This window comes from Saccharothrix sp. S26 (genome assembly GCF_021390395.1).
Taxonomy (GTDB): Bacteria; Actinomycetota; Actinomycetes; order Mycobacteriales; family Pseudonocardiaceae; genus Actinosynnema.
In genome coordinates this window covers 376426-391978 of the sequence record NZ_JAJUWT010000003.1, presented here as the reverse complement: position 1 = coordinate 391978, position 15553 = coordinate 376426, and the positions used below count along the sequence as shown (strand labels likewise).

Below are 15553 nucleotides of genomic sequence, written 5' to 3'. Positions count from 1 at the left end.
GCTTACCGCGCGCGGTGGCACGATCGGGGTCATGGCCGAGCTGCTGACCGACGACCAGGTGACCGCCGCCTTGACCTCGCTGCCCTCGTGGCGGGCGCAGGACGCCGCGCTGGTGCGCACGGTGGAGCTGGAGAGCTTCGCCCAGGCGCTCCAGGTGGTGAACCGGGTGGCGGAGATCGCCGAGAACGACAACCACCACCCCGACATCGACATCCGCTGGCGCACGCTGACGTTCCGGTGCAGCACGCACTCCAGCGGCGGGATCACCGCGCTGGACGTGTCACTCGCGGAGGAGATCGACGGGGTGCTCGACGTGTTCGCGTGACGGCGGCGACACCCGCGCCCGCAGCACGACGGCGATCGTGACCAGCGTGAGCACGCCCACCGCCGGGTACACCCAGCCCAGCGCCGAGTAGTACCAGGGGCGCGGGATCACCCAGATCGACGGCTGCGCCTTGAGCAGGAACGAGATCAGGTAGCTGCCGATCGCCAGCAGCCACGCGCCGGCCGTGATCGCCGCCAGCCGGTGCTTCGCCGCGTAGAGCAGCCACATCAGCGCGGGCACCGCCCACACCCAGTGGTGGCTCCACGAGATCGGCGAGACCAGCAGGCCGAGGAACTGCACGGACACGATCATCGCCAACGTGTCCTTGGCCTTGACGCACGCGTGCAGCGCGAAACCGGCCAGCACGGCGGCGACCGCGACGGCGGCCAGGAAGATCGGGCCCGTGCCGATGTCGTAGCCGACCGTGCGGGACAGCGCGCCGCGCAGCGACTGGTTGATCGCCGAGCCGACCGGGCCGACCCGGGACGCGTCGCCCAGCAGGTGGAACCAGTACTCGTCCGACAGGCGGGGCGAGATCGCGTACGCCACCGCGACCGTGCCGAAGAACGCGGCGATCGACCACGCGGCGGCCCGGTAGCGGCGGACGAGCAGGAAGTACAGGCCGGAGATGGCGGGCGTGAGCTTCAACCCGGCCGCGATCCCGACGCCCGCGCCCTGCTTCCAGCTGCGCGCGCTGACCATCGTGCCGAGCAGGAGGGCGGCCAGGACCAGGTTGACCTGCCCGTAGTTCAAGGTGGTGCGGACCGGCTCGACCCAGACGAACAGGCCGGTCCACAGCATCGCGCGGCGCGGGTCGTTGCTGCCGACGAGCTGGAGCGACTTGCGGGTGACGAACCACAGGCAGGCCAGGCAGGCGAGCTGCCAGACCCAGCGGGCCACGCCCCACGGCACCCACGACAGCGGCACGAAGACCAGCGCGGAGAACGGCGGGTAGGTGAACGGCAGCGCGAACTGGTCGGAGAACTCCTTGAGCCGCCAGTCGTAGAGGAAACCGGTGAACAGCTCCGGGGAGGCGTTGCGGTAGACCATCAGGTCGACCATGGTCATCTTCGTCTGGAACGCGACCATCGCCAGGTGCCCGAGCAGGGACGCGCCCAGGATCCACGGCGCGACCGCGAGCAGCCGCCCCTCGAGTGTGCGCAGTCCCACTGCCCTTACCTCCACGATCGTGTGAATTACACGACTGTCGGGCCACGAAACCGGGTACCCGTACGTCTAGACGAGTGGGAGATCAACGCAAGGGGAAAAATCGCATGACCACCGACATCGTCGTGTTCACCGTCTCCGCACTGGGCATGCTGGCCACCGCGGGGGGCGTCTTCGCCCTGGCCCGCCACAGCCGCAACCAGGTGCGCTGACGCCACCGGCACAGTACCTCGGGGCGGTGCGTCCAACGCACCGCCCCGAACTCTGTTCGGGGACCAACGGTCAACGACCACCCGCGGACCAGCCCATCGCGCGACTACCGCGGGCATCCGCTCTCACCTAGCGTTCTTGATCGACGCCACGCCAAGGAGTCGATCACCCGTGATAACCGCTCAACTGACCGAACCGCATTACGGTGAGGACATGGCCGACTTGCCCGACTGGATGCGCCCGCCGCGCGAGGAAGGCTGGTTCGCAGAGGATCTGGACCGACTGCCCGAGGCGCCCCGGCACACCGAACTGATCGACGGAGCGCTCGTTTTCATGATGGCCCCACAGCGGTCCTGGCACATGCGGCTGATCGATGGGCTCACCTCTGCCCTTCGAACCCAGGCACCAGCCAACTTCGAAGTCTCCCGTGAGATGACCGTGCGACTCGACGCACGCAACCGCCCGGAAGCCGACGTGATCGTGTCCTCCACATCTTTCGACCCGGACCGGACCTGGTTCGAGGCGAGCGACGTGCTGCTCGCCGTCGAGGTCGTGTCCCCCGAATCCGCCTTCCGCGACCGCACGGTGAAGCTGCGCAAGTACGCGGCGGCCGGCATCCGGCACCACTGGCTGGTCGAGGACGAGGCCGTGGGCCCGGTCGTGCACGTCTACGAGCTGGACGAGCCGACCAAGGCCTACGTCGCCACCGGCGTCTTCCGCGACTCTCTGCACGTCACCGTGCCGTTCGAGATCGACGTCGACCTGGCCAAGCTCGTGCCGTGACGCCGGTCAGACGTTGAAGCGGAACTCCACCACGTCGCCGTCGGCCATCACGTAGTCCTTGCCCTCCATGCGGACCTTGCCGGCGGCCTTCGCGGCGGCCATGGAGCCCGCTTCCACCAGGTCCGCGAACGAGACCACCTCGGCCTTGATGAAGCCGCGCTCGAAGTCCGTGTGGATGACGCCCGCCGCCTGCGGCGCGGTGGCGCCCTGCGGGATGGTCCACGCCCGCGACTCCTTCGGGCCCGCGGTCAGGTAGGTCTGCAGGCCGAGGGTGTGGAAGCCGGCCCGGGCCAGCGCGTGCAGGCCCGGCTCGTGCTGGCCGATCGACTCCAGCAGCTCGCGGGCGGACTCCTCGTCCAGCTCCAGCAGCTCGGCCTCGACCTTGGCGTCGAGGAACACCGCGTCCGCGGGCGCCACCATGTCGCGCAGCTCCTTGAGCTTCGCCTCGTCGGTGAGCACGCCCTCGTCGGCGTTGAACACGTACAGGAACGGCTTGGCGGTGAGCAGGCTCAGCTCGCGCAGCAGCGCACCGTCCACTTCGGACCGCGCGGCGAACAGGGTGCGGCCGCCGTCGAGGACGTCACGCGCCTTCTGCGCCGCCTCCAGCGCGGGACGGCGGTCCTTCTGCGTCCGGGCTTCCTTCTCCAGCCTCGGGATCGCCTTCTCCAACGTCTGGAGGTCGGCCAGGATCAGCTCGGTGTTGATAGTCTCGATGTCCGCGCCCGGGTCGACGCGGCCGTCGACGTGCACCACGTCGGAGTCGTCGAACACGCGGATGACCTGGCAGATCGCGTTGGCCTCGCGAATGTTGGCGAGGAACTTGTTGCCCAGCCCCGCGCCTTCGGACGCGCCCTTCACGATGCCCGCGATGTCGACGAACGACACCACCGCCGGCACCTCGCGCTCGGAGCCGAAAATCTCCGCCAGCTTGCCGAGGCGGGCGTCCGGCAGCGGCACCACGCCGACGTTCGGCTCGATGGTCGCGAACGGGTAGTTCGCCGCCAGCACGTCGTTGCGCGTGAGGGCGTTGAACAGGGTGGACTTGCCGACGTTGGGCAGGCCGACGATACCGAGGGTCAAACTCACGGTGGGTGAGTCTACGCGCCCCCAACGTCGTGTCCGATTCCCGCGAGACCCCACGTCCCGCCGCTGGCAGAGTGGGGTGCATGCTCCTCGACGACGAACGCGCCTACCGGGCCGTCGCCGCCCGCGACGCCCGCTTCGACGGGTGCTTCATCCTCGCGGTGCGCACGACCCGCATCTACTGCCGGCCGTCCTGCCCCGCGGTGACGCCGAAGCGCCGCAACGCCGAGTTCTACCCGACCGCCGCGGCCGCCCAGTCCGCCGGCTACCGGGCGTGCCGGCGGTGCCTGCCCGACGCGGTGCCCGGCTCTCCGGAGTGGAACCTGCGGGCCGACCTCGCCGCCCGGGCCATGCGCCTGATCTCCGACGGCGTGGTGGAGCGCGAGGGCGTGCCGGGCCTCGCGTCCCGCCTGGGCTACTCCGAGCGGCACCTGACCCGCGTGCTGACCGCCGAGCTGGGCGCGGGGCCGTTGGCGCTGGCCCGCGCGCACCGCGCGCACTCGGCGAGGCTGCTGATCGAGACGACCGACCTGTCGTTCACCGACATCGCGTTCGCGGCCGGTTTCGCCAGCGTGCGCCAGTTCAACGACACGATCCGGGCGGTGTTCGCGAGCACGCCGTCGGCGATGCGCTCCACCCGTGCCGTGACGGGCACGGCGGGCCGCATCACGCTGCGCCTGCCGTACCGGCCGCCGTTCGACGCCGAGGGCCTGCTGGCGCACTTCCGGGCGCACGCCATCCCGGGCGTGGAGCACGTGACGGAGCGCTGCTACGCGCGGTCGCTGCGGCTGCCGCACGGGCAGGCGACCGTGCGGCTGGAGCCGGCGGACGGGCACGTGTCGTGCTCGCTGCGGTTGACCGACCTGCGCGACCTGGGCAGCGCGGTGAGCCGGGTGCGGCGGCTGCTGGACCTCGACGCCGACCCGGTGGCCGTGGACGAGTTCCTGTCCGCCGACCCGGCGTTGCGCCCGTCGGTCCTGGCCCGGCCGGGTGTGCGGCTGCCGGGCAGCGTCGACGGGGCGGAGACCCTGCTCCGGGCGTTGGGCCACGAGGTGCGCGGCGAGCCGTTGGAGCACCCGGACGGGCCGGTGACGCACCTGTACCCCACGCCGTCGGCGATCGACTCGCCGGTGGCGCGCGCCCTGGCCGACGGCACGTTGCGGGTCGACGTCGGCCGTGACGCCGATGAGCTGCACGCCGAGCTGTCGGCGTTCCCCGGCGTCGGCCCGCAGGTCGCCTCGTACGTCGTGATGCGCGTGCTCGGCGCCCCTGACATCCCTTTGACCAGCGACAACATCGCGTGGCGCCCGTGGCGCTCGTACGCCGCGATGCACTTGAGGAGGACCGCGTGAGCACCGGCCACGTGTCGACCGTCGACACCCCGATCAGCCCTTTCACCGCCGTCGTCGCCATGGACGGCGCCGTCCTGGCCAGCGGGTGGACCGCGGACGTGGACGACCTGCTGCCCCAGGTGTCGCCGTCACTGCGGCCGACAGCCCTCGCGCACCGCCGTGACCTGGGCGCGGTGACCAGGGCCGTGCGGGCTTACCACGCCGGTGACCTGGACGCGATCGCCGACGTCCCGGTCCGGCAGCACGGCGGCGAGTTCATGGTGCGGGCGTGGGAGGCGCTGCGCACCGTGCCGGCGGGCAAGCCGGTCAGCTACGCCGACTACGCCCTGCTGGCCGGTCGGCCGTCGGCCGTGCGCGCCGCGGCGACCGCGTGCGCGCGCAACGCGGCCACCTTGTTCGTGCCGTGCCACCGGGTGATCCGCACGGGCGGCGCGCCGGGCAACTTCCGCTGGGGCGCGGACGTCAAGCGGTGGCTGCTGGCCCACGAGGCCGCTTGAGCGGCCCGGCGGTCAGTCCTCGTCGCGCGGCGGGCGGGGGCGGCGCGGGGGGCGGCCGCCCTCGCGAGGTGAGGCGGGGCGGCGGGGGCGGTCCGAGGAGGTCGACGGTGGGCGAGGGCGCTTGGGTCGGTCCTCGTCGGCCGGGCGGTCCGGGCGGCGGCGGTCGGAGGAGGCGTCTGCGCGGTCGGACCGGTCGGACCGGTCGGCGCGGGGGCGCTTCTTCGGGCGGTCGTCCGGCTGCGGCTTGTCGGCGCGGTCGGCGCGGTCCGGGCGGTCGGCGCGGTCCGGGCGGTCGGTGGCGTCGGTGCGGCGGGGCTTGTCCGGCTTCCGCTTGGCCTCGCGGACCTCTTCCCTGGTCAGCCGGTTCGGGTCCTTCTGCGTCGTCACGCGGACGATGCCGATGATCACCGTGCACGCCGTCGTGATCGCCATCGCGGGGAAGCCGTCGATCAGCGGCTTGCCCAGCGTGAGCCCGACCGAGGCCAGGCCACCGCCGCTGGGCATGCCCTGCGTCATCACGACCAGGATCGGCACCACGATCGCCAGCACCAGCGGCGGCTGGACGATCGGGCCGAACATCGAGCGCCGCTCGACGAACACCACCGCGCCCACGCACCCGACGAAGAACGTGATGGCGAACACCCAGCCCACGGTCTGCGCGGCCGAGCTGACGTCGACGAACGTGCCGACGATGGCCACCACGAACGCGATGAGCACCGCCGCCCACCAGGGCAGACCCCGGAAGCTGCCGAACATGGCGCGGTCGTTCCAGCGGACGGCGTCGTACTCGTCGTCCTCCGGCTCGCTGCGCGAGTCGTCACGCGTTGCAGCGGTCACGCACACGCTCCTAGTTCGGCCCAGTTCGGACACACTCTATTACGCCTCCCGGGCGTCCAAGGGTGCACCGAGGCCGGCCTCGTCCGTCCGCCGGACCAGCGGCAGGGGCGTGACGTCGGACGACGCGTTGCTCAACGGCTCCACCGCCGCCCGGAAACCCTCCAACGCGTCCAGCTCCCGCCGCCGCGCCGACAGGAACCGCTGCAGGTGCGTGCTCGACAGGTTCACCGCGTCGATCGCCGAGTCCGCGGCCCGGTGCGCGCGCGACGCGGCCGCCCTGACCTGCTCCACGTCGTCGGCCAGCGCGCGGTCGGTCACCGCGAACATCGCCGCCGACGCGATCACCGCGAACCCGGTCGGCCCGCACAGGAACACCCGCCGGTCCAGCAGCCACCGCAGCAGCTCCGGGTCGGTGTCCAGGGCCGCGACGACCGCGCCGTCGTTCGGCACGAACATGATCGTCCCGTAGATGGCGTCGGCCCACCGCTGGTAGCCCTTGCCCGCCAGCTCCGCGGCCCGCGCCCGGATGTTGCGCACGTGCACCCGCAGCGCGTCCACGCGCTCGGCCGCGTCGTCGGTCTCCACCGCCTCCGCCCACGTCGCCATGCTCATCTTCGCGTCGACCGGTACCCGCCGACCGCCGCCGACGTTGAGCACCAGGTCGGGCCGCACCGAACCGCCGCCCGCCACGTCCACCTGGAGGTCGAAGTGGATGCCCTCGCGCAGGCCCAGCGCCCGCGCCGTCTCCACCAACACCTTCTCGCCGAGCTCGCCGCGACCGCTGACCGAGGAGAACGCCACCTCGTAGCGCTGCAACGCCGCCCACTGCGCGTCGCCGCGTTCCCGTTCGGCCCGCACCGCGGCCAGCGCGGCGTCGGCACGCCGCACGCTGTCCTGGTAGAGCCGCCACAGGAACACCAGCGCGCCCGCGAGCAGGAGCGCCACGACCACCGCCGCCGTGCTGAGGACCGCTGTCATGACCCGATCATCGCGCACACGTGTCCGACCACACGTTCGAGCGACACGCCGAGTCGCTTGAACGATCGGAGCGCGCGCCGGCCCTAGCGTGGCCGACGTGTTGATCCTGCACACGTCCGACTGGCACGTGGGGCGCACCTTCCACGGCCGCGACCTGCTGCAAGAGCAGGAAGCGGTGCTCGGCGGCCTCGCCGACACGGTGTCGGACGAGCGGGTGGACGTGGTCGTCGTGGCGGGTGACCTGTTCGACCGGGCCGTGCCGAACGCGGAGGCCGTCGCGGTGTGCTCGCGGGTGCTCAAGCGGATCCGGGCGGCGGGCGCGCAGATCGTGATCACGCCCGGCAACCACGACTCGGCGGCCCGGTTGGGCTTCCTGGGCGCGTTCGCCGAGGCGGGCGGCCTGCACCTGCGCACGCGGGTGGCCGAGCTGCACGAGCCGGTGCTGTTCGCCGACGCGCACGGACCCGTGGCGGTGTACGGGATCCCGTTCCTGGAGCCGGAGACGGCGCGGCACGCGCTGGGCGTGGAGGCCAAGGGCCACGGCGGCGTGCTGACCGAGGCGATGCGGCGGGTCAAGCTGGACCTGGCCGACCGGCCGGGCACCCGGTCGGTGGTGCTGGCGCACGCGTTCGTGACCGGCGGCGAGCCGTGCGAGTCGGAGCGCACCATCGCGGTGGGCGGGGTGCAGGACGTGTCGGGCGCGGTGTTCGCCGGGGTCGACTACGTGGCGCTGGGCCACCTGCACGGCCAGCAGACGTTGGCCGGGCACCTGCGGTACTCGGGCAGCCCGGTGGCGTACTCGTTCTCCGAGGCGCGGCACCACAAGTCGGTGTGGCTGGTCGAACTGGGCCCGGACGGCCTGACCGGGGTGGAACGGCGGTCGCTGCCGGTGCCGCGCGCGCTGTCGACGGTGACCGGCGCGTTGGACGACCTGCTGCTGGACCCCGACCACGAGCCGGTCGAGGACCACTTCCTGTCCGTCACGCTGACCGACCGGGTGCGCCCGCTGGACGCGTTGCGGCGCTTGCAGAAGCGGTTCCCGCACGCGGTGCACGTGGAGTGGCGGCCGGCGGGCGGGCGGACCGGTGAGCTGCGGTTCGCCGAACGGGTGCGCGGCCGCAGCGACGAGGAGATCGCCTGCTGCTTCATCGAGGACGTGCGCAACGACCGGCCGAACCCGCGGGAGCTGGCCCTGCTGCGCGAGGCGTTCGCGGCCGCGGCCAGGGAAGGGGACTCGTGAAGCTGCACCGGTTGGCGGTCAGCGGGTTCGGCCCGTACGCGGGCCGCGAGGAGGTCGACTTCGACCTGCTCGGCGCGGACGGCCTGTTCCTGCTGCACGGCGACACGGGCGCGGGCAAGACGACGTTGCTGGACGCGGTGGCGTTCGCGTTGTTCGGCAAGGTGCCGGGTGCGCGCGGTGACGTGAAGCGGCTGCGCTGCGACTACGCCGACCGCGACACCCCGACCTACGTGGAGCTGGAGCTGACCGTGCGCGGCCGGCGGTTCCGGATCAAGCGCAGCCCCGAGTACGAGCGGCCCAAGAAGCGCGGCGACGGCGCGACCCGGCAACAGGCGCAGGTGTCGTTGACGTGGGTCAGCGGGTGGGCCGGCGAGGGGCACAGCCGCATCGACGACGTGGCCCGCGAGGTCGAAGGGCTGCTCGGGATGACCGCCGAGCAGTTCTTCCAGGTGGTGCTGCTGCCGCAGGGCGAGTTCGCCCGGTTCCTGCGCGCGGAGACCGCCGAGCGGGAGAAGCTGCTGGAGAAGCTGTTCGGCACGGAGCGGTTCCTGGACGTGGAGAAGTGGTTCCGGGAACGCCGCCAGGAGCGCAGGCGCGAGGTGGCGCGGCTCGGCCAGGCGCACCGCGACCTGGTGCAGCGGGTCGCCGAGGTGGCGCTGGAGGACCCGCCGGAGGACGGCGGCGACCAGGAGTGGCTCAGCTCCCTGCTCAAGCGGCTGGACGAGGTCGAGCGCGAGGCCGACCAGGCGGCGGCGCGGGCGTCCGCCCGGCGGGCCGCGGCCGAGCGGGACTGGCAGGAGGCGCGGGCCCGGCACGAGCGGGTGCGCCGGGTGCGGGAGGCGCGCCGCCACCTCGACCGGTACGCCGAGGTGGAGCCGAGCCTGCGGGCGTGGGTCGCCGAGCGGGACGCGGCCCGGCAGGCGGCGGTGGTGGTGCCCGCGCAGGAACGGGCGGTGAAGCTGGCACGCGAGCTGGACGCGGCCGTGGCGCAGGAGCAGGCGGCGGCGGCCGCCGTGTCCGCCTTCGGCTACCGGGGCACGGACCTGCGCGGTGACGCCGAACGGCTGCGCGAGGAGGCGGGCGGCCTCACGAGCCTGGCCGCCGACGCCGAGCGGCAGCTCGCCGACCAGCGGCGGATCACGCAGCTGGACCGTGACGTCGCGGCCACGTCCCGGCAGTTGGCCACGCTGGTCACGCAGTTGGACGAGGTGCCGCCCCGGCTGGCCGCCGCGAAGGCCGCGGTCGAGGAGTCGGTCGAGGCCGCGGCGCGGCTCGCGCAGGTCGCCGGGCTGGCCGCGGCGGCGGCCGAGCTGCCGCGCGTCGAGCGGGCGTTCCGGGAGGCCGACGACGCGCGCCGGGTCGCCGTGGACGCGCAGCAGAAGGCCCGCGAGAAGCTGCTGCGGCTGCGTCGGGAACGGCTGGACGGGATGGCGGTCGAGCTGGCCGGGCGGCTGCGCGCGGGCCAGGGGTGCCCGGTGTGCGGTTCGGTCGAGCACCCGTCGCCCGCGCAGCCGATGCTGAACGCGGTGACGGCCGTGGACGAGGACCGCGCGGCCGAGGAGGACCAGCGCGCGCTCGACGTGCGTCAACGGGCCGAGCAGGAGGCGCACCGGCTCGAGGAGCGGGTGGCGTTGCTGCGCGAGCAGTTGGGTGACCGGCCGCCGGCCGAGCTGGACCGCGAGCACCGGGCGGTGGCCGCGGCGGCCGAGCGGTTGGAGAGCGGGCAGGCGGCGCTGGCGGAACTGGAAGCCAAGGTGCAACGCGCGCTCGACCAGCGTGGCGTGCTGGAACGGCAACTGGCCGAGGCGGGCGCGCAGCGGGCGCAGTTGGCCGACGCGGTGCGGGAGCGGGGCGCGCGGCTGGAGGAGGCGCGCGGCGACTTCCCGGACGTGGTGGCGCGCCGGGGGCACCTGTCGGACCTGGCCGACGCGCTGGCCGAGCTGGCCGCGCGCCGCGCCGCCGTGGCCGAGCACGGTGAACGCCTGGCCGACCAGCGGCTGGAGGTGTCGCGGCTGGCGTCGCTGGCCGGGTTCGCCGACGTGGCCGACGCCCTGGCCGCGGCCCGCCCGGCCGCGGCCGTGGCCGAGCTGGAGACCCGGATCCGCGAGGTCGAGAAGACCAGGACCGCGGCCGAGAGCACGCTGGCCGAGCTGCCCGACACCGACCCGGACGCCGAGGTCGACGTGGCGGGCGCGGAGGAGCGGTTCCGGGTGGAGAGCGACCGCGCGACCGAGGCCGCCACGGCGTTGACCGACGCCCGCACGCGCGCCGCCCGCGCCGCCGACCTGGCCGAACGGCTGCGGGACGCGTGGCTGCGGCTGGAGCCGGTGGAGGCCGAGTTCGCCGAGCTGGACGCGTTGACCGACGTGATCAACGGCCAGGGGCAGAACGCCAAGAGCATGACCCTGCGCACGTACGTGCTGGCCGCGCGGCTGGAGGAGGTCGCGGTGGCCGCGAGCGCCCGGCTGGAGCGGATGAGCCAGGGCCGCTACCGGTTCGTGCACTCGATCGAGGCCGGTCCGCGCGGCACCAGGGGCGGGCTGGGCCTGGACGTGATGGACGACTACTCGGGGCAGCAGCGGCCGGCGAAGACGCTGTCGGGTGGCGAGTCGTTCCTGGCGTCGCTGGCGCTGGCGCTGGGCCTGGCCGACGTGGTGGCCGCGGGCGCGGTGCTGGACACGCTGTTCATCGACGAGGGCTTCGGCACGCTGGACGCCGAGACGCTGGAGCTGGTGATGACCACCCTGGACGAGCTGCGCGCGGGCGGCCGGGTCGTCGGCCTGGTCTCGCACGTGGAGGAGCTGCGGCAGCGCATCCCCACCCGGTTGCGCGTCCGCAAGGCCCGCGAGGGCTCGTCGCTGGAGCTGACGGCCTAGTCCGCCGCGAGCGGGTCCCTGGCACGCGTTCACCGACCGGACACGACCGAGGGTCGCCCGGCCGTATTACGTGCACTGAAGAATTGACGTCACGTAACCACCCGGGCGAGTGAAGCACAATTTCTGCGGAGATCACGGACCGGAGTGGCGCAACACTTTTTCAACCATTGGGAACACCCGGGTGGGTGCTAGATTCCTTCTTGTTCGCGGTGTGACCATCGGACTTGAAGGGGACTTCCGATGAAGAATTCGCTCACGAAATTGTTGATCGTCGCATTCCTGGCGCTGTTCTCCGCGGGCACGTCCGTGGCCGCCGCCGAACCGGACGAGGCGGAGAACAGACAATGGTCGGGCTGGGGCGACCTCGGCGGTGTGGTGACCGCGGGACCGGCCGTGTCGTCGTGGTCGGAGAACCGGCTCGACGTGTTCGCGCGCGGCACCGACTCGGCCGTGTGGCACCGGTGGTGGGACGGGTCGTCGTGGTCGGGCTGGGAAAGCCTCGGCGGCAACATCATCGACAACCCGGCCGCCGTGTCGTGGGGCCCCAACCGCATCGACCTGTTCGGCCGCGGCACGAACAACCACCTCGTGCACAAGTGGTGGAACGGCTCGTCCTGGTCCGGGTGGGAAGACCTCGGCGGCGTCATCACCGCAGGTCCGGCCGTGTCGTCGTGGTCGGCCGGGCGGCTGGACGTGTTCGCCAGGGGCACCGACGGCGCGTTGTGGCACAAGTGGTGGAACGGCTCGTGGTCGGGCTGGGAGAGCCTCGGCGGCACGTTCATCGACAACCCGGCCGCCGTCTCGTGGGGACCGGGCCGCATCGACGTCTTCGTCGAGGGCCTGAACAACCACCTGTGGCACAAGTGGTGGAACGGCTCGTGGTCCGGGTGGGAGGACCTCGGCGGCGTCATCACCGCGGGACCGGCCGTGTCGTCGTGGTCGGCCGGGCGGCTGGACGTGTTCGCCAAGGGCACCGACAACCAGCTCTGGCACAAGTGGTGGAACGGTTCCTGGTCGGATTGGCGAAACCTCGGCGGGGTGTTCCTGCACAACCCGGCGGCCGTCTCGTGGGGACCGGGCCGGATCGACGTCTTCGTCGAGGGCACCGACAACCACGTCTACCACAAAGCGTGGTTCTGACCTCTGTTAATCAACTCCGATGAACACCGGCTCCCTTTCCCGCGCGTCGGGAAAAGGAGCCGGCGTTCGTCCGATTCACCCGATGGCTTGCCGGCACCCTTCCGTGACGGCCTGGAGCCCCGGAGCCCGGCGCGTCGCCAGCAGCCGGTGCCGGTGGGCGTCCTCCGGCCTGCCCCACGCTTCGTAGGCGCGGGCGAGACCGGTGTGGGCACGCGCCTCCTCGTGCCGGTCACCCGTGCGGCGGGTCAACGCCAACGCCTCGTGGTGGTGGTCGACGGCGCTCCGCGGGTCGCCGCACGCGGTCGCCAGCTCGCCCAAGGTGTCGAGCACCTCGCACTCCAGGTCGCGGTTGCCGGTCGCCCGCGCGCCCGCCAGGGCCTCGCCGAGGTGCTCCTCCGCCACCTCGGGCCGGCCGAGCCTGAGGTGGACCAGCCCCAGGTTCGCCCGGAGGTGGTTCACCAGCGCGTGGTCGTTGTCGACGTCCGGCACCGCCGCCATGGCCCGCTCCATGTGCCGCAAGGCCTCCTCGGGCCGCCCCCACGCCTCGTGCAGCAACGCCAGGCTGCACAGCACGCCCGCCTCACCGCGGCGGTTCCCGATGGCCCTGGCGATGGACAACGACTCCTCGAAGGTCCGCTCCGACTCCTCGAACCGGCCCAGGCGGCGCAGCACGACGCCCAGGTTCTTCAACGCCCGGCCGGTGAAGCTCACGTCACCGGTCTCCCGCCCGACCGCGACGGCCTGCTCGTGGTGGCGCAACGCCTCCTCGTACCGGCCCAGCCGCTCGCAGGCGACGCCGAACCCGGTGAGCGCGACGCCCTCGGCGACCCGGTCCGACCGCCTGCGGCCCGCCACCAGGGCGTGGGTGTGCAAGGCGAGGGACTCGTCGTGGTAGCCGCGCACGTGGAAGTAGCTCCACAGCGTGCCGGACAGCGCCTCGGCGTGGCCCGCGTCGCCGTGCGCGGCCGCGTGCTCGACGACCGCCAGCAGGTTCGCCCGCTCCGCCTCCAGCCACGCCATCGCCTCGTCCCGGGTGGTCCGGCCGGTCGACGGGAGCGCCGGCCGACGCCCGACCGGGTCGAACAGGCCCATCGCGACCTCCGCCTCCCGCACGTAGTGGTCCGCGAGGGCGTGGAGCGCCCGGTCGCGCTCGACGTCACCGTCGACCTCGGCGGCGAGGCCTCGGGCGTAGGTGCGCAGCAGGTCGTGCATCTGGAACCGGCCGTCGGCCGTGCGCTCCACCAGGTGCGACTGGACCAGCACGTCGACGTGCCGCCGGGCCGCGGCCACGTCCGAGCCGGTCAGGGCGGCGATCGCGGCGATGCCCAGGTCACCGCACGGGTGCGCGCCCAACAGCCGGAACACCCGCGCCACCGCGGGACCGAGGTGCCGGTAGGACCACGAGAACGCCGACCGCAGCGCCGCGTGGGGGTCGGCGTCGTCGTCGAGCCGGTCCAGCCGATCCTGCTCCCGCACCAGCTCGCGGCCGAGGTCGGCCAGCGACGCCGAGGGCCTGCCGGTGGCCAGCTCCGCGGCCAGGCGCAGCGCCAGCGGCAGCCGCGCGCACAGCTCCACCAGCGCGTCCACCGCGCCCGGTTCGGCCGCCGCCCGGTCACCGATCAACGCGCGCAGCAGCTCGTGCGCCTCGTCGGCGGGCAGCAGGTCCAGGCCCAGCCGGGTCGCGCCGTCCTTGGCGATCAGCCCGCGCAGCGAGTCGCGGCTGGTCACCAGCGCCAGGCAGCCCGGTGCGCCGGGTAACAGCGGCCGGACCTGGGCGGCCGTGCGGGCGTTGTCCAGCAGCACGAGCACCCGCCTGCCCGCCAGGAGGGACCGGAAGGCCGCGGACCGCTCGTCCACGTCCGGCGGGATGTCGCGCGAGTCGACGCCGAGCGCGCGCAGGAAGCCGGACAACGCGTCACCCGGTCCGACCGGCAGGTCCGGGTCGTAGCCGCGCAGGTTGACGTAGAGCTGCCCGTCCGGGAACCGGTCGCGCACGCGGTGCGCCCAGTACACCGCCAACGCCGTCTTGCCCACACCGCCCGTGCCGGTGATGACGGCGATCGGCGGCGGCTGCCGGTCGTCCGCGCGCGACAGCAGGCGGTCGAGCCGCCCCAGGTGCTCGGCACGCCCGGTGAAGCCGACCACCGCGGCCGGGACCTGCGCCGGGCTCACCCACCCGGACGGCGCCGCGGCCAGGTTCGCGTCCTGGTTGAGGATGTCCAGGTGCAGCCGGCGCAGCTCCTCACCCGGCCGCACGCCCAGCTCCCGGTCCAGCAGCACGCGGCCCTCGTCGTAGACGTCCAGCGCCTCGGCCTGCCGGCCCGCCCGGTACAGCGCGGTCATCAGCGCGCCCCGCGCCCGTTCCCGGAACGGGTGCCGCGCCACCAGCGCCTTCAGCGCGGCCGCCGACTCCTCGTGCGAGCCGAGGGCCGACAGCGCCGCCGCGTGCCCCTCCTGCGCGGTCAGCCGGCGTTCGACCAGGCCGGCCCGCACCGCGTCGACCTCGGGCCCGGTCAGGTCGCCGAACGGGTCGCCGCGCCACAGCTCCAACGCCCCGGCGAACGCCGCCGCGGCCTGCCGGTGCCTGCCCGCGCCCGCGTGCCCGCATCCCTCGCGGACCAGGTCCTCGAACCGGTGCGCGTCCAGCTCGTCGTCGGCCACCCGCACCCGGTAGCCGCCCCGGCCGCCGTCGATCCGGTCGTCGCCGACCAACCGGCGCAGCTTCCACACGTAGGTCTTGGTGTTCTTCTCCGCCGACCGCGGCGCGCCCTCCGGCCACAACGCCTCGACCAGCCGCCGCACGCTCACCCACTCGCCGGCGTGCAACAGCAGCGCGGCCAGCAGCACCCGCGGCTTGCCGGCCTGGACCGTCACCCGCGCACCGTCGGACCGCACGACGTCGACCGCGCCCAGGACCCGGAACAGCACTCGGCACACTCCCCGCGTCGCGGCCGTCCCCACGGCCGAGGCGGCCCCGAACCTAGCGCAGTCGCCGTGCCGCCGGGACCCCTGGAAGTGGACCTCCGGTGTACCGGCGGTGTACCGGCGTGCCCCAGGCTGGTCGT

The 15553-nt window shown here is 73.3% G+C and carries 12 protein-coding genes; 7 read left to right on the top strand and 5 right to left on the bottom strand.

Going from position 1 to position 15553, the window contains the following annotated elements; all coding sequences use genetic code 11:
• Positions 1-31 precede the first annotated feature (31 nt).
• Complete coding sequence (locus LZG04_RS06740) at positions 32-325, top strand: 4a-hydroxytetrahydrobiopterin dehydratase (RefSeq protein WP_233814280.1); 294 nt, start codon at positions 32-34, stop codon at positions 323-325.
• Here the strand turns inward: LZG04_RS06740 and LZG04_RS06735 are convergent.
• Positions 281-1495, bottom strand: a complete 1215-nt coding sequence (locus LZG04_RS06735) for a mannosyltransferase (protein ID WP_233814277.1) — start codon at positions 1493-1495, stop codon at positions 281-283. The two genes, LZG04_RS06740 and LZG04_RS06735, sit on opposite strands and share 45 nt — an antisense overlap.
• Before the next feature lie 345 nt (positions 1496-1840).
• On the opposite strand from LZG04_RS06735, the gene LZG04_RS06730 reads away from it, so the two are divergent.
• Positions 1841-2485 carry a Uma2 family endonuclease gene (locus LZG04_RS06730; RefSeq protein WP_233814275.1) on the top strand — a complete coding sequence of 215 codons (645 nt, stop codon included), beginning with the start codon at positions 1841-1843 and terminating at the stop codon, positions 2483-2485.
• 6 nt (positions 2486-2491) lie between these two features.
• On the opposite strand, the gene ychF is transcribed toward LZG04_RS06730, so the two are convergent.
• Positions 2492-3571 (bottom strand): redox-regulated ATPase YchF, encoded by a 1080-nt coding sequence (gene ychF / locus LZG04_RS06725; protein ID WP_233814273.1) that lies wholly within the window; start codon positions 3569-3571, stop codon positions 2492-2494.
• Positions 3572-3651: 80 nt separating this feature from the next.
• Between ychF and LZG04_RS06720 the strand changes: the two genes are divergently transcribed.
• Positions 3652-4920 carry an AlkA N-terminal domain-containing protein gene (locus LZG04_RS06720; RefSeq protein WP_233814271.1) on the top strand — a complete coding sequence of 423 codons (1269 nt, stop codon included), beginning with the start codon at positions 3652-3654 and terminating at the stop codon, positions 4918-4920.
• Positions 4917-5417, top strand: a complete 501-nt coding sequence (locus LZG04_RS06715) for a methylated-DNA--[protein]-cysteine S-methyltransferase (protein ID WP_233814269.1) — start codon at positions 4917-4919, stop codon at positions 5415-5417. The genes LZG04_RS06720 and LZG04_RS06715 overlap by 4 nt, the downstream gene beginning before the upstream one ends.
• A 12-nt stretch (positions 5418-5429) precedes the next feature.
• Here LZG04_RS06715 and LZG04_RS06710 read toward each other — a convergent pair whose 3' ends face one another.
• Together LZG04_RS06710 and LZG04_RS06705 are read right to left on the bottom strand one after the other, a co-directional pair.
• Positions 5430-6254: a DUF6542 domain-containing protein gene (locus tag LZG04_RS06710; RefSeq protein ID WP_233814266.1), complete on the bottom strand. Its 825-nt coding sequence runs from the start codon at positions 6252-6254 to the stop codon at positions 5430-5432.
• 39 nt (positions 6255-6293) lie between these two features.
• Positions 6294-7232, bottom strand: coding sequence for a DNA recombination protein RmuC (locus LZG04_RS06705; protein ID WP_233814264.1), 939 nt, complete (start codon positions 7230-7232; stop codon positions 6294-6296).
• A 97-nt stretch (positions 7233-7329) separates the two neighbouring features.
• Here LZG04_RS06705 and LZG04_RS06700 point away from each other — a divergent pair, with 97 nt between their 5' ends.
• The 3 genes from LZG04_RS06700 (at position 7330) to LZG04_RS06690 (ending at position 12488) form a co-directional block, all read left to right on the top strand.
• A complete protein-coding gene (locus LZG04_RS06700; RefSeq protein ID WP_233814262.1) occupies positions 7330-8472 on the top strand; it encodes an exonuclease SbcCD subunit D in 1143 nt (380 codons plus the stop codon).
• Complete coding sequence (locus tag LZG04_RS06695) at positions 8469-11348, top strand: AAA family ATPase (protein ID WP_233814260.1); 2880 nt, start codon at positions 8469-8471, stop codon at positions 11346-11348. Before LZG04_RS06700 ends, LZG04_RS06695 begins: the two co-directional genes overlap by 4 nt.
• 240 nt (positions 11349-11588) lie before the next feature.
• The gene (locus LZG04_RS06690; protein ID WP_233814258.1) at positions 11589-12488 is read left to right on the top strand and encodes a carbohydrate-binding protein; all 900 of its coding nucleotides are present in this window, start codon (positions 11589-11591) and stop codon (positions 12486-12488) included.
• Between the two features lie 75 nt (positions 12489-12563).
• On the opposite strand, the gene LZG04_RS06685 is transcribed toward LZG04_RS06690, so the two are convergent.
• Positions 12564-15416, bottom strand: coding sequence for a BTAD domain-containing putative transcriptional regulator (locus LZG04_RS06685; RefSeq protein ID WP_233814256.1), 2853 nt, complete (start codon positions 15414-15416; stop codon positions 12564-12566).
• Between the last annotated feature and the right edge of the window lie 137 nt (positions 15417-15553).

What these genes read in the sequence shown, in the direction of transcription:
- LZG04_RS06740 (WP_233814280.1), top strand. Translation starts at nt 32, where the DNA reads ATGGCCGAGCTGCTGACCGACGACCAGGTGACCGCCGCCTTGACCTCG.
- LZG04_RS06720 (WP_233814271.1), top strand. Translation starts at nt 3,652, where the DNA reads ATGCTCCTCGACGACGAACGCGCCTACCGGGCCGTCGCCGCCCGCGAC.
- LZG04_RS06705 (WP_233814264.1), bottom strand. Translation starts at nt 7,232, where the DNA reads ATGACAGCGGTCCTCAGCACGGCGGCGGTGGTCGTGGCGCTCCTGCTC.
- LZG04_RS06690 (WP_233814258.1), top strand. Translation starts at nt 11,589, where the DNA reads ATGAAGAATTCGCTCACGAAATTGTTGATCGTCGCATTCCTGGCGCTG.